This is a genomic window from Mesorhizobium sp. WSM4823 (genome assembly GCF_055811195.1).
The window spans coordinates 559,383-578,616 of record NZ_JBVVQL010000001.1 but is presented as its reverse complement, the minus strand read 5'-3'; the positions used below and the strand labels follow the sequence as shown (position 1 = coordinate 578,616).

The 19,234-nt window shown below is 62.7% G+C and carries 18 protein-coding genes and 1 riboswitch; of the genes, 5 read left to right on the top strand and 13 right to left on the bottom strand.

Going from position 1 to position 19,234, the window contains the following annotated elements; translation table 11 throughout:
• Nucleotides 1–4: 4 nt before the first annotated feature.
• From AC0L26_RS02810 to dhaL, 4 genes are all read left to right on the top strand, one after another.
• Nucleotides 5–1,339 carry a four-carbon acid sugar kinase family protein gene (locus AC0L26_RS02810; protein WP_473631148.1) on the top strand — a complete coding sequence of 445 codons (1,335 nt, stop codon included), beginning with the start codon at nucleotides 5–7 and terminating at the stop codon, nucleotides 1,337–1,339.
• A gap of 33 nt (nucleotides 1,340–1,372) precedes the next feature.
• Nucleotides 1,373–1,575: riboswitch (FMN riboswitch) on the top strand.
• Between the two features lie 76 nt (nucleotides 1,576–1,651).
• On the top strand, nucleotides 1,652–2,125 hold the full coding sequence (locus tag AC0L26_RS02805; protein WP_473631147.1) for a 6,7-dimethyl-8-ribityllumazine synthase: 474 nt from the start codon (nucleotides 1,652–1,654) through the stop codon (nucleotides 2,123–2,125).
• 75 nt (nucleotides 2,126–2,200) lie between these two features.
• The gene (locus tag AC0L26_RS02800) at nucleotides 2,201–3,208 is read left to right on the top strand and encodes a dihydroxyacetone kinase subunit DhaK (RefSeq protein ID WP_473631146.1); all 1,008 of its coding nucleotides are present in this window, start codon (nucleotides 2,201–2,203) and stop codon (nucleotides 3,206–3,208) included.
• A gap of 11 nt (nucleotides 3,209–3,219) precedes the next feature.
• Nucleotides 3,220–3,858 (top strand): dihydroxyacetone kinase subunit DhaL, encoded by a 639-nt coding sequence (gene dhaL, locus AC0L26_RS02795; protein ID WP_473631145.1) that lies wholly within the window; start codon nucleotides 3,220–3,222, stop codon nucleotides 3,856–3,858.
• 121 nt (nucleotides 3,859–3,979) lie between these two features.
• Here dhaL and derI read toward each other — a convergent pair whose 3' ends face one another.
• Genes derI through AC0L26_RS02780 form a run of 3 tightly spaced genes read right to left on the bottom strand, consistent with a single transcriptional unit; the run spans nucleotide 3,980 to nucleotide 5,998 of the window.
• Nucleotides 3,980–4,423 carry a D-erythrulose-4-phosphate isomerase gene (gene derI / locus AC0L26_RS02790; protein WP_095483850.1) on the bottom strand — a complete coding sequence of 148 codons (444 nt, stop codon included), beginning with the start codon at nucleotides 4,421–4,423 and terminating at the stop codon, nucleotides 3,980–3,982.
• 39 nt (nucleotides 4,424–4,462) lie between these two features.
• The gene (locus tag AC0L26_RS02785) at nucleotides 4,463–5,221 is read right to left on the bottom strand and encodes a triose-phosphate isomerase (protein WP_473631144.1); all 759 of its coding nucleotides are present in this window, start codon (nucleotides 5,219–5,221) and stop codon (nucleotides 4,463–4,465) included.
• 9 nt (nucleotides 5,222–5,230) lie between these two features.
• Nucleotides 5,231–5,998, bottom strand: a complete 768-nt coding sequence (locus tag AC0L26_RS02780) for a DeoR/GlpR family DNA-binding transcription regulator (RefSeq protein ID WP_473631143.1) — start codon at nucleotides 5,996–5,998, stop codon at nucleotides 5,231–5,233.
• A gap of 294 nt (nucleotides 5,999–6,292) precedes the next feature.
• On the opposite strand from AC0L26_RS02780, the gene fba reads away from it, so the two are divergent.
• On the top strand, nucleotides 6,293–7,357 hold the full coding sequence (fba, locus tag AC0L26_RS02775) for a class II fructose-bisphosphate aldolase (RefSeq protein WP_095483847.1): 1,065 nt from the start codon (nucleotides 6,293–6,295) through the stop codon (nucleotides 7,355–7,357).
• Nucleotides 7,358–7,400: 43 nt separating this feature from the next.
• Here fba and AC0L26_RS02770 read toward each other — a convergent pair whose 3' ends face one another.
• From AC0L26_RS02770 to AC0L26_RS02725, 10 genes are all read right to left on the bottom strand, one after another.
• Nucleotides 7,401–8,342, bottom strand: a complete 942-nt coding sequence (locus AC0L26_RS02770; protein WP_473631142.1) for a sugar phosphate isomerase/epimerase family protein — start codon at nucleotides 8,340–8,342, stop codon at nucleotides 7,401–7,403.
• Complete coding sequence (locus AC0L26_RS02765) at nucleotides 8,342–9,859, bottom strand: glycerol-3-phosphate dehydrogenase (protein WP_473631141.1); 1,518 nt, start codon at nucleotides 9,857–9,859, stop codon at nucleotides 8,342–8,344. The genes AC0L26_RS02770 and AC0L26_RS02765 overlap by 1 nt, the downstream gene beginning before the upstream one ends.
• 48 nt (nucleotides 9,860–9,907) lie before the next feature.
• Nucleotides 9,908–10,948, bottom strand: a complete 1,041-nt coding sequence (locus AC0L26_RS02760) for a 2-hydroxyacid dehydrogenase (protein ID WP_473631140.1) — start codon at nucleotides 10,946–10,948, stop codon at nucleotides 9,908–9,910.
• 10 nt (nucleotides 10,949–10,958) lie between these two features.
• Nucleotides 10,959–12,512, bottom strand: a complete 1,554-nt coding sequence (locus AC0L26_RS02755) for an FGGY family carbohydrate kinase (protein ID WP_473631139.1) — start codon at nucleotides 12,510–12,512, stop codon at nucleotides 10,959–10,961.
• Nucleotides 12,512–13,636, bottom strand: coding sequence for an ABC transporter ATP-binding protein (locus AC0L26_RS02750; protein ID WP_473631138.1), 1,125 nt, complete (start codon nucleotides 13,634–13,636; stop codon nucleotides 12,512–12,514). The genes AC0L26_RS02755 and AC0L26_RS02750 overlap by 1 nt, the downstream gene beginning before the upstream one ends.
• Nucleotides 13,633–14,751 carry an ABC transporter ATP-binding protein gene (locus AC0L26_RS02745; protein WP_473631137.1) on the bottom strand — a complete coding sequence of 373 codons (1,119 nt, stop codon included), beginning with the start codon at nucleotides 14,749–14,751 and terminating at the stop codon, nucleotides 13,633–13,635. The genes AC0L26_RS02750 and AC0L26_RS02745 overlap by 4 nt, the downstream gene beginning before the upstream one ends.
• A 5-nt stretch (nucleotides 14,752–14,756) precedes the next feature.
• Nucleotides 14,757–15,614: a carbohydrate ABC transporter permease gene (locus AC0L26_RS02740; protein ID WP_473631136.1), complete on the bottom strand. Its 858-nt coding sequence runs from the start codon at nucleotides 15,612–15,614 to the stop codon at nucleotides 14,757–14,759.
• A 9-nt stretch (nucleotides 15,615–15,623) separates the two neighbouring features.
• A complete protein-coding gene (locus AC0L26_RS02735; RefSeq protein WP_352936043.1) occupies nucleotides 15,624–16,547 on the bottom strand; it encodes a carbohydrate ABC transporter permease in 924 nt (307 codons plus the stop codon).
• Between the two features lie 202 nt (nucleotides 16,548–16,749).
• Nucleotides 16,750–18,195: an ABC transporter substrate-binding protein gene (locus AC0L26_RS02730; RefSeq protein ID WP_352936042.1), complete on the bottom strand. Its 1,446-nt coding sequence runs from the start codon at nucleotides 18,193–18,195 to the stop codon at nucleotides 16,750–16,752.
• Nucleotides 18,196–18,240: 45 nt separating this feature from the next.
• Nucleotides 18,241–19,215 carry a sugar-binding transcriptional regulator gene (locus AC0L26_RS02725; RefSeq protein ID WP_473631135.1) on the bottom strand — a complete coding sequence of 325 codons (975 nt, stop codon included), beginning with the start codon at nucleotides 19,213–19,215 and terminating at the stop codon, nucleotides 18,241–18,243.
• Nucleotides 19,216–19,234 lie beyond the last annotated feature (19 nt).

Genomic DNA, 19,234 nt, shown 5'->3' with positions numbered 1-19,234 from the left:
CGCCATGCAAAATCTGCTTCTCAGCTACTATGGCGACGACCTCACCGGCTCGACCGACGTCATGGAGGCGCTCGAGCTCGGCGGTGTGCCGACCGTGCTGTTCATGCGCCAGCCGGACGAGGCCCTGCTTTCGCAGTTCAGGCATTGCCGGGCTATCGGCCTGGCCGGCACCAGCCGCAGCGAGACGCCGCAGTGGATGGACACGCATCTGCAGGGCGCCTTCGCCTGGCTGAAGGCGCTGAACGCCGAGATCTGCCATTACAAGGTCTGCTCGACTTTCGATTCCAGCCCGACGATCGGCAGCATCGGCCGGGCCATCGAGATCGGCCGCTCGGTGTTCAGCCAAGACAGCGTGCCGCTGGTGGTCGGCGCGCCGCAGCTCAAGCGCTATACCGCCTTCGGCCATCTGTTCGCGGCCTACCGCGACAAATATTTCCGTATCGACCGCCATCCCGTGATGAGCCGCCACCCGACCACGCCGATGGATGAGTCGGACCTGCTGATCCATCTGTCGCGCCAGACTAATCTCACCTCAGGGCTGGTCGATCTCGCGACGCTGCAGTCGGCGTTCCGCTCGGAAGCGTTCGATCGCCTGGTCGAGAATGGCAGCGATATCGTGCTTTTGGATGTCAATAGCCTGGAAATTCAGGCGCTTGCCGGCAAGGAGATATGGCGCGTCCGCAGGCCGGGCGGCACTTTCGTCGTCGGCTCTTCGGGCATCGAATATGCGCTGCTGGCCGAATGGGCGTCTAACGGGACCGTCCGTGCCGAGCCCGGCTTTTCGCCGCCGGGCGCGGCCGACCGGATCGCAGTGGTCTCGGGCAGTTGCTCGCCGACAACGGAGCGGCAGATACGGCATGCTTTGACGGACGGTTTCGACGGGATCGAGGTGGACCCTGTCGAACTGGTCTCGGAGAATTCCGACAAGGCGATCGCGCGCGCGGTCTTGGCCGGTCGCGCCAGCCTGGAATCCGGGCGCAGCGTCGTCCTTTACACGGCGCTTGGACCAGCAGCCGACCGGGGCGCCGAAATCGACCGGCAGGAAGGCGCCCGCCACAAGCTTGGCCGTGGCCTCGGCGAACTTCTTCGCGAGCTGACGGTCGAGCAGAAATTGCAGCGCGTGGTCATCGCCGGCGGCGACACCTCGAGCCACGCACTCGGCCAGATGGGCGTCGATGCGCTGACGGTGCGGATGCCGCTGCCCGCCTCGCCAGGTTCGCCGCTCTGCGTTGCCCACTCGCGCGTCAAGGCAATCGATGGACTGGAGGTCGCGCTGAAGGGCGGGCAGGTCGGAACCGATCGCTATTTCTCCGTCATCCGCGACGGTCTCGGCAGTTGACAGCATCGCCCTGCCCTTCCATACAAACACCGTCGATGTTCTCAGGGCGGGGTGAAAGTCCCCACCGGCGGTAAGAACTCCTAGTTGCGCATGATTCCTTTCCGAAAACCGTTCCGGTTTTCGGGGTCATGCGCGGGGGACCCAAGCCCGCGAGCGCTTCTCTGATTCGGGGAAGGTCAGCAGATCCGGTGTGATTCCGGAGCCGACGGTCACAGTCCGGATGGAAGAGAACGAACAGAAGACGGTCCGCGTTCGCGGTTCGGATTCCGTATCGTGCGTCCTGATTCTGGTTCGAAACGGAAGGATGGACCCATGAATCAGCATTCCCCAAAAGACTACGAAACTGTCCGCGTTGCTGTCATTCGCGCGCGCTGGCACGCCGACATCGTCGACCAGTGCGTCGATGCCTTCCAGGCCGAACTTGCGGCCCTCGGGGAGAACCGCTTTGCCGTCGACGTCTTCGACGTGCCCGGCGCCTATGAGATTCCCCTGCATGCAAAGACCTTGGCCCAGACCGGTCGCTATGCCGCAATCCTCGGCGCGGCATTTGTCGTCAATGGCGGCATCTACCGGCATGAATTCGTGGCGAGCGCGGTCATCGACGGCATGATGGATGTGCAATTGTCCACCGGCGTGCCGGTGCTTTCGGCGGTGCTCACCCCGCACAACTACCATGACAGTGCGGAGCATCACCGCTTCTTCTCCGAGCACTTCCAGGTCAAGGGCAAAGAGGCAGCCAATGCCTGTGTGCAGATCCTGGCCGCGCGCGAACGCATCGCGGCGTGAAATATCCGCCGCCGGGTGGAAATCCCGGTAACACGCTGTACTATCTGCGAAAATACCGAAATCGGGAGGATGCAGGTGCAGACCAAAAAGATCATCAATGACGGCAACCGCACCGTCGACGAGATGCTGGAAGGGATTCTCGCCGCGCATCCCCGCCATCTTAAAAGCGCTGAGGGAAGTCCGCGCTCCATCATCGCGCGTGACGGACCGCGAGATGGCAAGGTTGGCCTCGTCATCGGCGGCGGCTCGGGCCATGAGCCAACCTTCCTCGGTTTCGTCGGCAAGGGGCTGGCCGACGCGGCGGCGATAGGCAACGTTTTCGCCTCGCCGCCGCCGGACCCGATCCTCGAATGCGCCAAGGCGGCCAGCGGCGGTGCCGGCGTGCTGTTCATGTATGGCAACTATGCCGGCGACGTGATGAATTTCGACATGGCCGCCGAGATGGCGGCGATGGACGACATCGAGGTGCGCACCGTGCTGACTACCGACGACGTGGCATCGGCGCCGCGTGACCAGCGGCAGAAGCGGCGCGGTGTTGCCGGCAACTTCTTCATCTTCAAGGCTGCCGGTGCTGCCTGCGACCGGATGCTCTCATTCGACGAATGCGAGCGCATCGCCCGGAAAGCCAACGACCACACTTTCACTATGGGCGTGGCGCTATCGCCCTGTTCGCTGCCGCAGACCCGCCGGCCGAATTTCGAGATCGGGCCGGACGAGATGGAGATCGGCATGGGCATTCATGGCGAGCCGGGCATTGCGCGCGGAAAACTGAAAACCGCCGACGAGATCACCGACGAGATGCTGGACAAGATCTTCGACGAGATGGCGCCAGCGCGCGGCGACAAGGTCGCCGTGCTTGTCAATTCGCTCGGCTCGACGCCGCTGATGGAGCTTTACATCATGAACCGGCGCGTGAAGCGTCGGCTGGATGACATCGGCGTTTCAGTTCACGCGACCTGGGTCGGCAATTATTGCACCTCGCTCGAAATGGCCGGCGCCTCGGTGACGCTGATGCATCTCGACGGCGAGTTGCAGACGATGCTCGACCATCCTTGCGACTGCGCCATGTTCCGCGCCGGCTGAAAGCAGCATCCATGACATCCATCGACGCAGCCGATCTGAAAAGAATGTTCGATGCGATCGCGGTGGCGATCGAAGCCGACAAGGACAGGCTCTGCCAACTCGACGGCGTCATCGGCGACGCTGATCACGGCATCGCCATGGAACTCGGCTTCGGCGCGGTGCGCGATGCGCTGGCCGCGCTCGACCTTTCGGCGATCGAGCCGACGGCCTTGCTCAACACCGCGGCGAAATCGTTCCTCAACGCGGTCGGTGCCTCGTCCGGTCCACTCTATGCCACGGCGTTCATGCGCGGTGCCGCCGCCGTCAAGGGCAAGGCGGTGCTGGCGGACGCTGATTTGGTCGCCCTGTTCCAGGCGATGGCGCAAGGCATCAGAGATCGCGGCAAGGCCGAGATCGGCGAAAAGACGATGGTCGACGCCTGGCAGCCGGCGGCCGAAGCGGCGGCGGCCGCGCATGCCGCCGGCAAGACCCTGGCCGAAAGTCTTGACGCGGCGTTCGCCGCCGCTGAGCGCGGCGCCGAGGCGACCAAGGACATGATCGCTGCGAAGGGCCGCTCGTCGCGGCTTGGCGAGCGCTCGCTCGGGCACATGGATCCGGGCGCAGCATCGGCTGTCACTGTCATCGGCGCGATGCGGAAAGGTCTGGCTTAGAGCAATTCCAGGAAAGTGTGAAACGGTTTTCCCGGGAAAAGCGCGTAGCGCTTTCCCTAGGGAATTGCGCAAAAACAAAGAGATAGAGCGGTTCGGCGTTTCCGTGAAACGATGAAGCGCTCTAGCCCAGCTTCGCCGCGTCCAGCCTGTCGATCGCCTGGACATTGCCGGCCGACGGTCCCTTTTCGTCGAACTCCGATGCGAGCCAGGCGTCGACGATCGACTTGGCCAGTTCCGGGCCGATGACGCGGGCGCCCATGGTGATGATCTGGGCGTTGTTGGATTTCGCCGCGCGTTCGGCGGAGTAAGTGTCGTGGGTGAGTGCCGCGCGAATGCCGGGCACCTTGTTGGCCGAGATCGAAACGCCGATGCCGGTGCCGCAAAACAGGATGCCGCGATCGTTCTCGCCGTCGAGGATGGTCTGGGCGAGCTTCTGCGACAGGTCGGCATAGTAGCCGGCCTGGCTGAGGTCGCTGACGGCGAGGCCGGGTTTGGTGGCAAGATGCGCGGCGATGACGTCGAGCAGCGGCTTGCCGGCGCTGTCGGCTCCAATGGCTATTTTCATGGTCGTGTCCTTTCCTGACTGAATGCTTTTTAGATTGGTTCAGATCGCCGCCGAGGCGCGTCCGAGGATGTCGATATAGCCTTCCGCCTGCCAGGCCGAGCGGCCGATGAACAGCCCGTCTATATGGGGCTGACCGATCAACTCGGCGGCATTTTGCGGATTGACGCTGCCGCCATAAAGCACCGGCGGCACGGCCGGCAGAAGGTCGCTGGCGATTTTCTTGATCAGGGCCTGCTGCCTATCGGCATAATCCGCACTTGCCGGAATGCCCTTGTCGCCGATCGCCCAGACCGGCTCGTAGGCAAACAGGATCGTCGCCGCCTTTGCCTGGCGTTCGAGATATTGCAGCGCGCCACGCACCTGCAAGGCCAGCACCGCATCGGCCTGTCCGCTGTTGCGTTGCGCCAATGTCTCGCCGACGCAAATGAGCGGCACCAGACCATGCTTTACCGCCGCCGCGGTCTTGAGGCCGACCGCCTTGTCAGTCTCGCCGAAATGCTCGCGCCGTTCGCTATGGCCGAGTTCGACGAGGTCGAGCCCGCAATCCGTCAGCATCAGGGGCGAAATCTCGCCGGTCCAGGCGCCGGCGTCGGCCCAGTGCATGTTCTGTGCGCCGACCCTGACCCGCGTCGCCGCCAACGCCTTCTTGACCTCGCGGACCGCCGTGAAAGGCGGGATGACGAAGGGCTGGATGCGGTCGTCGAAACCGGGGACGAACCCCGCCAGCGCCGTGGCGAATTCAGTCGCCTCTGCAAGCGTCTTGTTCATTTTCCAGCTTGTGCCGACCCAGTAAACCATGCGTCCTCCTCAATCCTTTTCGACTATTCTTAGCGAAACACCGGCGCCATCCAACACCTCGCGCATCTGGGGTTCCAGTTCGCGACCGGTGAAGACGGCGTCGAACGCCTTGAGATCGGTCAGGAAATGTAGCGCCATGCGGCCGAACTTGCCGTGATCGACCAGCAGATATTTACGCGCGGCGGCGGCCATCATCAGCCGCTTCGTATGGACCACTTCCTGGTCCTGGTGGAAGGCGGAAGCGCCATGGATGGCCGATGACGACAGGAAGGCCACATCGGCGCGCAACGATCTCAACGTGTCCTCGGCAAGCAGGCCAAAGAAACCGTGGAATTTCTTGCTGTACTGGCCACCGAGCGCGATCAGGGTGATCCCTCCAACGCCCGCCAGATCCTGTATGACGGCCAGATTGTTGGAGATCACGGTCAGCGGGCGGAGATCCGCAAGGTGGCGCGCAATGCCGCCAGCCGTCGAGCCGTCGTCGATGATCACCGTCTGGCCCGGTTCGATCATCGCCACGGCGGCAGCCGCCAGGCGCTGCTTTTCCTCGCCGGATTGCTTCTGACGGTAGCGGAAATCGCTTTCGAACAGGCCGCTCGGCTGGATCGAGGCGCCGCCGCGCACCTTGCGCAGGAAGCCGCTTTCCTCGAGCTCGTCGAGGTCGCGATGAACGGTCATCTTCGATACGCCGAAGCGCGAGGCAAGGTCATCGACACTGGCCGTGCCGGTGTCCATCAGAAAATCCATGATGCCTTGCCGTCGGCCGTCGCTCTTCATTGTCCAGCCTGTTTCCTGAATCCGGCTCGTTGCGAATCCAAAGGAGCGGAAAAGCGGCGAGTCAAAGGTATTATAACATAGGTAATTGCATAGTCGGCGAATTTCTTGTGATAATGTTACATTATTTTGGGATATTAGGCGCTTCTGATCGCTGCCCTGTAACAAGAATTGCTCCCCGGCCGCCTGGCCAAAGGTTGCGGTTCTCTGGAAATCCGGCCAGAAGCATCATTGGGCTGAACGACGATTGTAAGGCCCGTAACCATAGGCTTGAAACCAAATACGGGAGACTATTGGGTGGCTCGCATCACATTGAGACAATTGCTCGACCATGCCGCCGAACACGGCTATGGCGTGCCCGCGTTCAACATGAACAATATGGAACAGGGCCTCGCCATCATGGAGGCCGCCGAGGAAACCAAATCGCCGGTTATCCTCCAGGCAAGCCGCGGGGCGCGGGCCTATGCCAACGACGTGGTGCTGGCCAAGCTGATCGACGCGCTGGTCGAGATCCATCCCGATATTCCGGTCTGCATGCATCTCGACCACGGCAACAATGAAGCGACCTGCGTGACTGCGATCCAGTACGGCTTCACCTCGGTGATGATGGACGGATCGTTGAAGGAGGACGGCAAGACGCCGGCCGATTACGATTATAATTCAGGCATCACGCGCCGTGTCGTCGACATGGCGCATTGGGGCGGCGTGTCGGTGGAAGGCGAGATCGGCGTTCTCGGGTCCCTGGAGATGGGCGGCGGCGAACAGGAAGACGGCCATGGCGTTGAAGGCGCCGTCAGCCACGACCAGCTGCTGACCGATCCGGAGCAGGCGGTGCAGTTCGTCAAGGACACGCATGTCGACGCACTGGCCGTCGCCATGGGCACCAGCCACGGCGCCTACAAGTTCTCGCGCAAGCCGGACGGCGCCGTTCTGGCCATGAACGTGATCGAAGAGATCCACCGCCGCCTGCCGAACATGCACCTCGTCATGCATGGCTCGTCCTCGGTGCCGGAAGAGCTGCAGGAGATCATCAACAAATATGGCGGCCAGATGAAGCCGACATGGGGCGTGCCGGTCGAGGAGATCCAGCGCGGCATCAAGCACGGCGTGCGCAAGATCAACATCGACACCGACAACCGCATGGCGCTGACCGGCGCGATCCGCAAAGTGCTGACCGAGAACCCGAGCGAATTCGACCCGCGCAAGTATCTGACGCCGGCAATGGCCGCTATGAGGAAGCTCTGCAAGGAGCGCTTCGAGCAGTTCGGCACCGCCGGCAACGCTCCGAAGATCAAGCCGCTGCCGGTCTCGGAAATGGCCAAGCGCTACAAGTCGGGCAGTCTCGATCCGAAATTTGGCTGACGTATTCTGGTTCTGAACAGGAGCCGCATCGGCTCCTGTTCATCTATCCGGCTTTCGGCAAGAGTGCCGCCCTGCCGGTCTCGATAAACGGCGCCCAGTAGTCGACCGACTCGCGGATCATGGCGACGACCTGGTGATCGACCGGCTCACGCTCGCGAAATGACAGTTCGAGGCAGATCTCGTTGTCGACGCCCCCGCCACGGCGAACCGTCTCCAGGAATTTTTCCGGCGTGATGCGACCGTCCTTGTTGTAGGCGGCAATGAACGGCCAATGGCCGCCCTTGTTCATCGACGACTGCTTGATGTGTATGATCGGCGATACCTTGGGAAACGCTTCGGCCCAGGCATAGGGATCGATGTCGGCGGGGTTGCTCGAGGTCACGTCGCCATGGTCGATATCGACCATCATCTTCAGCGGGATAGCCAGGCCGGCGGCCTCGATCTCCCGATGCAGCGCCCGGCAGCTCTCGATCGTATGGCCGAACTCGCGGCCGACCGACATCGGCTCCCAAAACAGATAGGTTAGCCCGGCCGCCTTCGCGTGTTCGGCGACCTCGCGCCAGCATTCCATAGCGATGTCGAGAAGCCGCGCACGGCGCTCGGCGTCGTCATAATCCTTGTGGGTGAAGATCGCGAACTGCGTGCCCATGCCGCTGGCGCCGAGCTCGGCCGAAATGTCGGCAAAGGTCTTGAACCAATCGACATAGTAGCGGCGCACGTCGGCGTCGGGATGACCGAAATGGTTGAGCCTTCCGTAGGGGCCGGTCATCCCTGACGTTACGCGCACGCCGGTGCGGTCGAGCGCGGCGCGAAACAGGCGGACGAATTTCGAGATCGTCGCTGCCGGCCACCCGGGATTGACGAATTCATGCGTGAGCTGCACGTCCCGGATGCCGATATCGTAGGCGATCGCGTCGATCAGATCGTCCGGTTCGGCGAAACGGTTGACCAGCGGATTGGTGTTGAGGGAAAGCGTAAAGGTCATCAGCTTGCTTTCACCAGCCGGCTCGCGCACCAGTCCTCGAAAGCGGCTCTTTCTGCGGCGGACAGATGCAGCCCATGCTTGGTGCGCCGTTCGAGAATATCGGCTGATGTCAGCGCCCATTCGTGCTCGAACAAATAATTGGCTTCGCGTTCGAAAAAATCCTTGCCGAAGCACCGCCCCAGGTCAGTTAGCGACTTGGCCGCACCGACCAGAACGCGCGTCCTGGTGCCGTAGAGCCGGCCATAATGCTTGACCAGGGATGCCGGCATCCAGGGATATTCGCGGCCGAGGTCGCCGAGAAACTGTTCGAAGTCGGCATTGGCGATATCGCCGCCAGGCAGATAGCCTTTCGATGTCCATTGCTTGCCCATTTTCGGAAAAAACGGGGCGATCCGGTCCAGCGCATGCTCGGCCAGTTTGCGGAAGGTGGTGATCTTCCCGCCGAAGACGGAGAGCAGCGGCGCCTGCCCGGCCGGCGCGTCGAGTTCGAAAATATAGTCACGCGTCACCGCGCTCGGATTGTCGGCGTTGTCGTCATAGAGCGGCCGGACGCCCGAGAACGAATAGATGACATCGCTGCGGGCAAGCCCGCGCTTGAAGTAGCGGTTGACCACCTTGATCAGGTAGTCGACCTCGCTGGCATCCGCCGCTACGTCTTCCGGCCGTCCGTCATAGGGAATGTCGGTGGTGCCGATCAGGGCCAGATCGTTCTGGTAGGGATTGATGAAGATCACGCGCTTGTCGCTGTTCTGGACGAGATAGGCCTGCCGCCCTTCCCAGAATTTCGGCACGACGATGTGGCTGCCCTTGACCAGGCGGACGTTCCGCTTGGAGTTCTGGCCGGCCACGCGGTTGATGATGTCGTTGACCCAGGGACCGGCGGCGTTGATTAGCGCGCGTGCCCGAACCGTCGTCCTGACGCCGGTTCGGCTGTCGCGCATCTCCACCGACCACAGGTCGTTTTCACGGCGGGCGGCGGTGCAGGCGGTTCGGGTGAAGACCTTGGCTCCGCGCTCCGCGGCATCGAGCGCATTGATGATGACGAGGCGGGCATCGTCGACCCAGCAATCGGAATATTCGAAACCACGCTTGAACGCGTCCTTGATCGGCGCGCCTTCGGGCGCGGTACGCAGGTTGAGCGTTCGGGTGGCCGGCAGCCGTTTGCGGCCGCCGAGATGATCGTAGAGGAACAGGCCGAGTCGGACCAGCCAGGCCGGCCGGTCGTCAGGACTGTGCGGCAGCACGAAGCGCATCGGCCAGATGATGTGGGGAGCGGATTCAAGCAGCACTTCGCGCTCGATCAACGCCTCGCGCACCAGCCGGAACTCGTAATATTCGAGATAGCGCAGGCCGCCATGGACGAGCTTTCCCGATCGGGAACTGGTGCCTTCGGCAAGATCGTCTTTTTCGCACAGAATGACGGAAAGGCCGCGGCCGGCGGCGTCGCGCGCGATGCCCGCACCGTTGACGCCACCGCCGATGACGAAGAGATCGACGATTTCAGTGGCGCCGCTCATCTCGCCGGGTCCTCTATGCGTAACAGGTATTTCATGGCTGCTGCGCTTTCAGCATGGATTGATGGGCGGGAGACCGGCGATAAAGCGACGCACCTCTTCGGCGGCCTGCTCGGCCGCATAGGTCACCGTGCGCACCGAGGCACCGGCGATATGCGGCGTCAGCGTCACGTTCGGGAGCTGCAACAGCGGCCAGTCGTCAGGCACCGGCTCGACCGCGAACGTCTCCAGCATGGCGCTGGCGATGTGGCCTGAGACGAGCGCATCGCATAGCGCGTCGTAGTCGACCAGCGGCCCACGCGCAGTGTTGACGAAGATCACCCCGGGCTTCATCCGCGCGATGGTGTCCTTGTTGATCAGTCCGCGGGTCTCCTCGGTTACTCGGGAATGAAGCGTGACCACATCGGAGCGGGACAGGAGATCGTCGAGCGCGACTAACTCGACGCCGGCATTGCGGTCTTCGGCGCTCAACTGCACGTAGGGATCGGAGACCAGGATGCGGCAGCCGAAGGCGCGCAAAAGGCGGACCAGTCGGGTGCCGATGTTGCCATAGCCGATGACGCCGACGGTCATTTCATTGAGCTCGCGGCCGGTGCGGTCGGCCCGGTAGAGATCGCCGCGCCATTCCCCCTTGCGCAAGGCTTCGTGCCCGACCCGGATCAGCCGCGTCTCGGCAAGGATGGCACCGATGGTGAACTCGGCCACAGCACTTGCATTGCGGCCCGGCACATTGACGACGGTGATGCCGTGGGCCTTGGCGGCGGCCATGTCGATGTTGATCGGGCCACCGCGAGAGACCGCAACCAGCTTCAGCGTGGGCAGACGCTGCATCATGGTCTCGGAGAGCGGCGCAAGCTGGGTGACGAAGATCTCGGCGTCGCCGATGAATTCGACCACCTCGTCCGGATTGCCAAAATACTCCTTGACCTTGTCGAGGCCGAGCGCAGCATTGCCGAATTCCATCGGCTCGTCGGGCCATGCCGCCTCAAGCGTACGGATGTCGAGATTGTCGCCGCAGGCCTTCTCGATTTTCTCGCGAAACACTTCGGGAAGCATGAAGCGGTCGCCAATGATTGCAATCTTTCTACGCATACTCGACTTCTCAGTTTGCCCTGGATGCGGCCATCGACCGCCAGACCGGCCGCAGCGCCTCATGCGCCAATGTGTAGGACGGAACCGCCCGCTCATAGATCGCGGCAAGTTCGCGGTCGCTCGGCTCCGCTGCACCAAGCAGCGGCGTGACCCATTCGCCGACGCATTCATCCATCGACTTGTATTGGCCGACGCAGACCGCAGCGATCATTGCGGCGCCCGCAGCACCGGCTTCCTCGCGCTCGCTGGTGCGAATGGCGGCGCCGACGACAGCACCCAGGATCTTGCGCAGAGCCGGGCTTCTGGCAGCACCGCCGGTCAGCCGGATTTCGCTCGGCAGCGGCCCCATGGCGGCATAGCAATCGCGCGACGCGAAGGCCAGTCCCTCGAAAACGGCACGGACCATGTCGGCATAGCCGTGCCGCGACGAAATGCCGACGAAACCGGCCCTGGCATTGGCATCGACGAATGGCCCGCGCTCGCCGGCTTCCGACACATAGGGCTGGTAGAGCAGCGAGGCTGGTTCCGATGACAATATCCATTCATCGACCAGCGCGATCATCTCGCCATTGGTGCGCGTGATGCCTTGCGAGGCGAGTATGCCGGAGGCCAGACTCAGAACCCAATCGATGTTGAGGGTCGCCGCCATGTTCGACTGCATCTGCGCAAAGACGCCGGGCACCGGCATCGTCATCGTGTAGCCGGTCCTGGCCTCGTTGAGCAGCACTTCGTCCGGCGTCTGCGCAAGCCGCATATGCATGCCGGTGGAGCCGATGATGGAGCAGCCGGGCTTGCGCTCGCGATCGAGCAGGCCGGCGCCAAGCGCAGTGCAGGCCACATCGACATAGGCGAGCACGACCGGCATACCCGCAAGCAGCCCGGTCGCCTCGGCAGCCGCCGTCGACAGGCCGGCGCTATGTTTAGTACCGTCGACGATCGGTGGCAGCAGATGCCTGAGATCGGCGACGTCGAGCACCTCAAGCACATCGTCGCTGTAACCGCGCGTGCGGAAGTCGCCGAAGGTGAAGGTCCCTTCCGACGGATCGGTGGCGCGCTCGCCAGTCAGCTTGTAATAGAGCCAATCCTTGCAGTGGAACGCCGTCGCCGCCTTGCCAAGCATTTCGGGCATGTTGCGCTTCATGAAGGCAAACTGCGATCCCTGCTGGCAGGCGGCCAGACCGCTGCCGGTCTTTTCGAAGCGAAGTCGGTCATCGGGCCGCGCACGGATCTCCTCGACGATCCCTGCAGCGCGCGCGTCAAGCCACAGCCAGCCCTTCGTGACCGGCTCACCCTCCTTGTCGATCAGCCAGGTGCCATCGCCCTGCCCGGTCACGGCGATGGCGATGGTGCGGCTGGCGAGGTCCGGCACCTTGTCGGCAAGTTGGCGCAAGGTGGTCGCGGTGTCGGCCCAGGTGCGCGCCAGATCCTGCTCGGCGCCACCACCCGGCAACGTCTCGTACCGGTTCGGCACCGCCGTGGCCGCGAGCTGCCGGCCCGCCGTGTCGAAGGCGACGGACTTGATGACAGACGTGCCGGCGTCGATGCCGATCAGCACATCCCGCATCAGGCAAGCTCCATGCCGTGCGAAATGGCCATGCCGCTGGCCTGGTCGAAGACGTGCAGGTTCTTCGGATCGATGCTGATCTTGATCGGCGCGCCAAGCTCCAGCCGGGTCCGGTCATGTTCGACCAGGACCAGTGAGCCGCCGGCGAAATCCGCCGCGATATGCGTCTGGTCCCCGAGCCACTGGTTGGCCGAAACCGTGGCCGGCACGCCGTCCTTCGAGCGGCGAACCGCATAGGGCCTGATACCGATGACGACCCGCTCCCGTTTTAGCAACTCGTCGCGAACCGAGCCGCTGAACGCGTCCTTGTCATAGTCGAGCGAAAGCCCGTCGGGCAGTCGCAGATTGATCTTGTCGGCAGCCGTGCCGACATAGGCCTCGAAGACATTCATCGGCGGCTCACCGACGAAGGTGCCGGTGAACAGGTTGGCCGGCCGCTGCTTGATCATGTCGGGCGTGTCGAACTGCTGCAGCACGCCGCCCTCCATTACCGCGATCCGGTCGGCCAACGCGTTGGCCTCGGTCTGGTCGTGGGTGACCAGAATCGCGGTCAAGCCACGCTCCTTGATGAAGTGCTTGATGCGGCCGCGCAGCACGGCGCGAAGCTGCGGTTCGAGCTGGCCCATCGGCTCGTCCAGCAGATGCAGGTTCGCCTCGCGGATCAGCGCCCGGCCTAGGCTGGCGCGCTGCTGCTGACCGCCGGAGATGGAGCTCGGATAGCGCTCGAGAATGTCCTCGATCTCGAGCAGCTTGGCGATGCTGGCAACCTTCGCGTCAACCTCGCTTCTCGGCAGCTTGGCCGCCTTCAGCGCAAACGCCATGTTCTCGCGCACCGTCAGCGGCGGATAGAGCGAATAGCCCTCGAACGCCATCGCTACATTGCGCTTGACCGGCGGCAGCGTGTGCACCTTGCGGCCGGCAACCGAGATGGTGCCGCGCGAGACTTCCTCGAAACCGGCAATCATGCGCAATGTCGAGGTCTTGCCGCAACCGGACGAGCCGAGCAGGGCGACGATCTCGCCTTTGTCGATTTCGATCGTCAGATTTTGGACGGCATGCACGCCCCTGTCGATCGGACCGTAGAACTTGTCGACGCCTGAAATGGCGAGTGCGCTCTGGCTCATGCCGCTTCTCCGCTGCGCAAATTGACAACGTTCTTCGAGCCGATGCGGTCGCCGCTCGCACGATCGAACAAAAGGGCGCTTTTGCCGTCAACGGCGATATAGGCCCTGCCCTCGCTTTGACCCGGTGTCCCGGCCGGACGGGAGACCAGGATTTCGCGACCACGCACGGTGCGCACCAGTGTGACGATCTTTTCGTTGAGCGGCGTCTCGGCCTCGACGGTCACCGGAATGGCAGCCGGCGTGCCTTCGTCGACGAAGCTCAGCGCTTCCGGCCGCAAACCGATCACGCAATCGCGGCCGACCGTCGCGTCATAGGCGCCTGTCAGATGAACCTGCACATTCGACAGGCCGACATAGATGCCCTTGGCATCGCGCGACGGTTTGACGTCGAGCAGGTTGATGGTCGGGTCACCGAACAGCCGCGCGATCTCGATGTTCGCCGGCTCACGATAGATCTGCTCGGGCGTGCCGAGCTGCTTGATGACACCTTGCGACATCACCGCGATGCGATCGCCGAGCGCCATGGCCTCCTTGTAGTCCTGGGTGACGTAGACGACGGTCGCGCCACGGTCGGCCAGCAGCCTCGGCAGTTCGAGCCGCATCTCGAAGCGCAGTTTGGCATCGACGTTGCGCAGGGGATCGTCGAGCAGCAGCACCGGCGGCGAGCCGACCAGGGCGCGGGCGAGCGCGGTGCGCTGCTTCTGGCCGTTGGACAACGCCCGTGGCTTATGGCTGAGCACATGGCCGATCTTAAGGAGGTTGGCGACGCTTTGGACGCCGGCCTTGATCGCACTTTGCGACGAGCGGCTGGCTTCCAGCGGCGTCGCGATGTTGTCGAAGGCGGTCATGTGCGGAAAGAGCGCGAAGTTCTGGAACGCCATGCCGACGCCGCGGAATTCGGCGTCAAGATCGGTCATATCCTCGCCGCCGATGAGTATCTTTCCTTCATCAGGATCGATGACGCCGGCGACGAGCCGCAGCAGCACCGTCTTGCCGGCGCCGGACGGTCCGAACAGGACCAGGGTTTCGCCGTCGGCGACGGTCAGCGACAGATTGTCGAGAACAGTCTGGCTCTTGTAGCGCTTGACGACGTTTCGCAGTTCGAGGCTGGCCATGAGAACTATCCCTTTACCGCGCCGAGCGACAGGCCTTCGACGAGATAGCGCTGCGCATAGAGGGCGAGCGCCAGCGTCGGCGTGATCGACAGCACGATCGCCGCCGAGATCTGGCCATACTGGATGCCGGAGGAGGTAATGAAAGCCAGCGCGCCGACCGTCACCGGCTGCTTGTCGGCCGAGGCGAGCACCAGCGCGAAGACGAAGTTGTTCCAGGCGAAGATGAAGGCGAGCAGGCCGGCAGCCGCAATGCCGGGGCCGGCGAGCGGCAGCGCGATCTTGCGGAAGGTGGCGAACCAGGAATGACCGGCGATGCGATAGGCATATTCGATGTCGGCCGGGATGTCCTCGAAATAGCCGCGCACGATCCACAGGATCAGCGGCAGGCAGATCAGCTGATAGACCCAGATCAGCCCGATATAGGTGTTGGCCAATCCAAGCTTCTGGAAATAGAGGGTCAGCGGCAGGAGCACCAGCAGCGCCGGCGCAAACCTGAACGACAGCAGCGTGAAGGCGATCTCTTCCGAGCCGCGAAACTTATGCCGCGCAAAGGCGTAGGCCGCGGGAACGCCGAGCAGCAGCGCGACAGCGACCGAGGTGACCGACAGGAACACCGAATTCCAGAGATTGCGCATGAAGGCGATGTCGAGCGTGCCGGCTGCCGTCGTCAGCTTTCCGGTGATCAGCGCGGTGTAATTGGCCAGCGTCGGCTTGAAGACAAGCTGCGGCGGAATCCGCAGGATGGTCTCGTTGGTCTGGAACGACATCATAAAGATCCAGACGATCGGGAACATGAAGAAGATCACGACCAGCGTCAGCGCTACACCGCGCAGGATGCGTTCGAGAAGCGAGGTGTGTTCCATCTCGGCCTCCTATGCCTGGCCGCGGGCGCGTTCGCGCAGGCGCAGCCAATTCTTGATGAAAATGTTCGAGAGGAAATAGGTGATCGCCCACAGGATGATCATCAGCGCCGCCGAACGGCCGACATTGGTCGACTGGAAGAAGTTGAGGTAGGCCTCGACCTGGAAAACGGTCAGCGTATCGCCCGGACCGCCCTGGGTCATGGCATAGATGATGTCGAACTGCTGGATTGAATCAAGCAGCCGGAACAGCGTCGCCGTCAGGATGTAGGGCGTCAGCATCGGCAAGGTGATGCGGAAGAATACGAAACTCCTCGGCACGCCGTCGAGTGCTGCCGCCTCGAACGGCTGCGTCGGCAGGCTGCGCAGGCCGGCAAGCAGCAGGATCATGATGAAGGGCGTGTAGACCCAGATGTCGACAAGAACCACGGTGAAAAGCGCGGTCGACGGAGAGGAGGCCCAGCGGAAATCCTGCAGCCCGATCAGGCTGGCGAGATAGCTCAGCACGCCGAAGCCGGGATTGGTCATCAGCTTCCACATCAGCGCGGCCAGCGCGGGCGCCGTCATCAGCGGCATCAACAGCATGATTGAGATGAAGTTATTCAGCGTCGAGCGCTTCTGCAGCAGCATGGCTATGCCGAGGCCGAGAAGCAGTTCGAGCAGGACGGTGATACCGGCATAGAGCAGCGATATCTCCAGCGTATTCCAGAACCTCGGGTCGGTGAAAAAGGAGATGTAATTGTCGCCCCAGTTGAACTGCCGCGCCCAGGGCTGGCTTAGCCGATAACGCTGGAGAGAATAGACCACCGATGTGAAGAACGGGATCAGGATACCGATGCAGACGAGCAAGGCCGGCAGGCTGAGCACATAGGGCAGCACCCTCTTGCTGATCCTGAAGCCGGAAGGCCTGTTTCTTTGCATTGTCGCCGCAGTCATCGTGGTGTTTCCGTCATCTCTGTTGCTTCGCCCTGCCGGCCGCCCAGGGAGCTAGGCGGCCGGTTGGGCGAGTGGCGGCACCGCCAGTAGTCGAGCAGCGGATTTTCCCAAAACCGTTTCCACCTTGGGTCCGATGCTGCAGGCGCCGCTTCGCAGTGGAATGCTGGCTGACCCGCAAAAGCGGGCCAGCCGTCGCTTGGGCTTAGCCGAGCCCCGCTTCCTTGAGCTGGCCGTCGACGCTGGTGGCCAGCATGTCGAGGCCTTCGTCGACCGGCACTTCCTTGGCCACCATCTTCTGCAGCGTCGCCGCCCATTCGGTGGTCAGATCGAAGAACAGCGGCTGCGGGGTGAACTTGATGCTGGCGCCCGGCGCCGAGACGTCGAACATTTCGACATAGCCCGGATAGCTTTTGTTCAGCTTTTCGCGGAACATCTCGTCCTTCCACACCGACTGACGGACCGGATTGACGAAATCCATCTTGGTCGCGCCGAACAGCGCATGCTCGGGCCCTGATGCCCATTGCATGAAGTACCAGGTGGCGTCCTTGTCCTTCGAGAAATTGGACATCGACAGCGACCAGATCCAGATGTTGGGCGTCGGCGCCTTGGCTGCGGGATTGGCCTTGAAGGCGGAAAACGCGAGCTTGCCGGCCATCTTGTTGTCGCCGCCATTCATGAAGTAGCCGAGGATATCGGCGTCGAAGATCATCGCCGAGGCGCCGGCGCCAAGATCGGTGCCGACCTGATACCAGGTGTAGGTCGACCAGTCCTTGGGACCGCTCTCCTGGATCATCTGGACCCACTGCTTGTGGAAGGCTTTGGATTCAGCGGTGTTCATCGCGGCCGACAATTTGCCGTCAGCCGAGACGTTCAGGTCCTTCTGGTCAAAGTTGGCGTAAGCCGACAGGAAGCCGGGATGGATCGTCGCCCAGGAGCGCGAGCCACGCACGCCGATGCCGTAGACGCCGCCACCGACATCCTTGGTGAGTTTGGCCGCCGCGGCGACCATCTCGTCCATATTGCCGGGAACGGTGACACCGGCCGTGTCGAACATCGCCTTGTTGTAAGTGATGTTGTTCTGTTCGAAACCCCACGGAATGCACCACTGCTTGGCGTCGTCGGAACCGAGCACTCCGCCGGGCTGGCCGTTCCAGGCGCAGGATTTCCTGACGCCGGGCAGGAAGTCGTCCCAGGCATAGTTCGGGTTGGTCTTGGCCGGATCCTTGATCCACTCGTTGAGATCGGTGATCCAGCCGGCCGGGCCGTAGGTCCAGGTCATGTAGGCGCCGGTCATGAAGGCGTCGTATTCGGGCGAGCTGGCCGACAGCGCAGCGGTGACCTTGTCGAAATAGACGTCCTCCGGGAAGACGTCATAGACGACTTCCATGCCTGTCAACTTCTTGAAGTTCTCGAGGTTGGCGATCATCGCATCCGCATAAGGATGCTTGTTGAGCAGGAGCTTGATGGTCTTGCCCTTGTGCGCCTGCCAGTCGAAATCCGCTGCAAGCGCACGGGTCTGCCCCAGATTGAGGAGCGTGCCGGCCGTGCCGGCGGCAAGGCCCATCGCGCCAAGGCCCTTGATCAGTCCACGACGATCGACTTGTCCGCGCAGGAACGCATCGATCAGGTCTTTTTCTTTCTCATGCATTTGTCTTCTCCTCCACAGGGGTAGTTTCAATCGAATGGTTGCCGGCTACCCGACCGGCGTCTGCTCCACGAGTGATCGCGCCGTCCGCTCATCGGTGACCAAGCCCTTGAGATAGCGGCCCTCCAACACCGATTTGATGGCACGAACCTTCACCTTGCCGCCGGCAACGGCGACAATCCTGCGGTTGCTGATGTCTTCGCGCGCCAGCGCCAGCGCCCGGTCGGAAAGCGTCGTCTCGACCGCTTTTCCGGCATCGTCGAAGAAATGGCCGAGCAATTCGCCGACGCCGCCCTTGCGGCGGATCTCCTCCATTTCGCCCTTCTCGATCATGCCCGTGGCGACCAGCGACGCCTCGCGCTCGGCAGTGCCGATACCGGCAATGAGCAGGTCGGCGGCCTTGCCGAGATCGAAGACCTCGCTGATGCCCTTCTGCCCGAGCAGCACGGTTCGATCCTCGACCGTGTTGGCGAACATCGGCACCGGCATCACATAGGCTTCCGCGCCGGTCCGTTCGGCCAGGCGATGAATGACGTCGTGGGGATTGGCCGAGAACTTGCGCGTCAGGCCGCCAAGCAGCGAAACGAAGCGGGTCTTTTCGGCCGATATGCGCGGCAGATATTCGACGCAGGCGGCCAACGTGCGGCCATGACCGACGCCGATCAGCGTGTCCTCGCCGCGTTCGATCTCACGCTTGAGGAACTGCGCGCCGGCAATACCGAGCGCCTTGAGCGGCAGGTCTTCGCCATCGAAGTCGGGAACGACCTCGCAGTAATCGAGGCCGTAGCGGCTGGACAAGTCGTCTTCAAGCGCGACGCATTCCGACACTTCGCCGTCGATATAGACTTTGACCAGCCCTTCCTGGTTGGCCTTGGTAATCAGGCGATGCGCCTTGAGACTGGTCAGGCCAAGCCGCTTGGCGACCTCCGACTGGGTCAGGCCGCCAGCATAATGAAGCCAGGCGGCACGGGTCGCCATACTGGTTTCATCGTCGCGCAGGAGGCCGTTTCCAAAACCAACCATTTCCGCCCTAAGATATTTT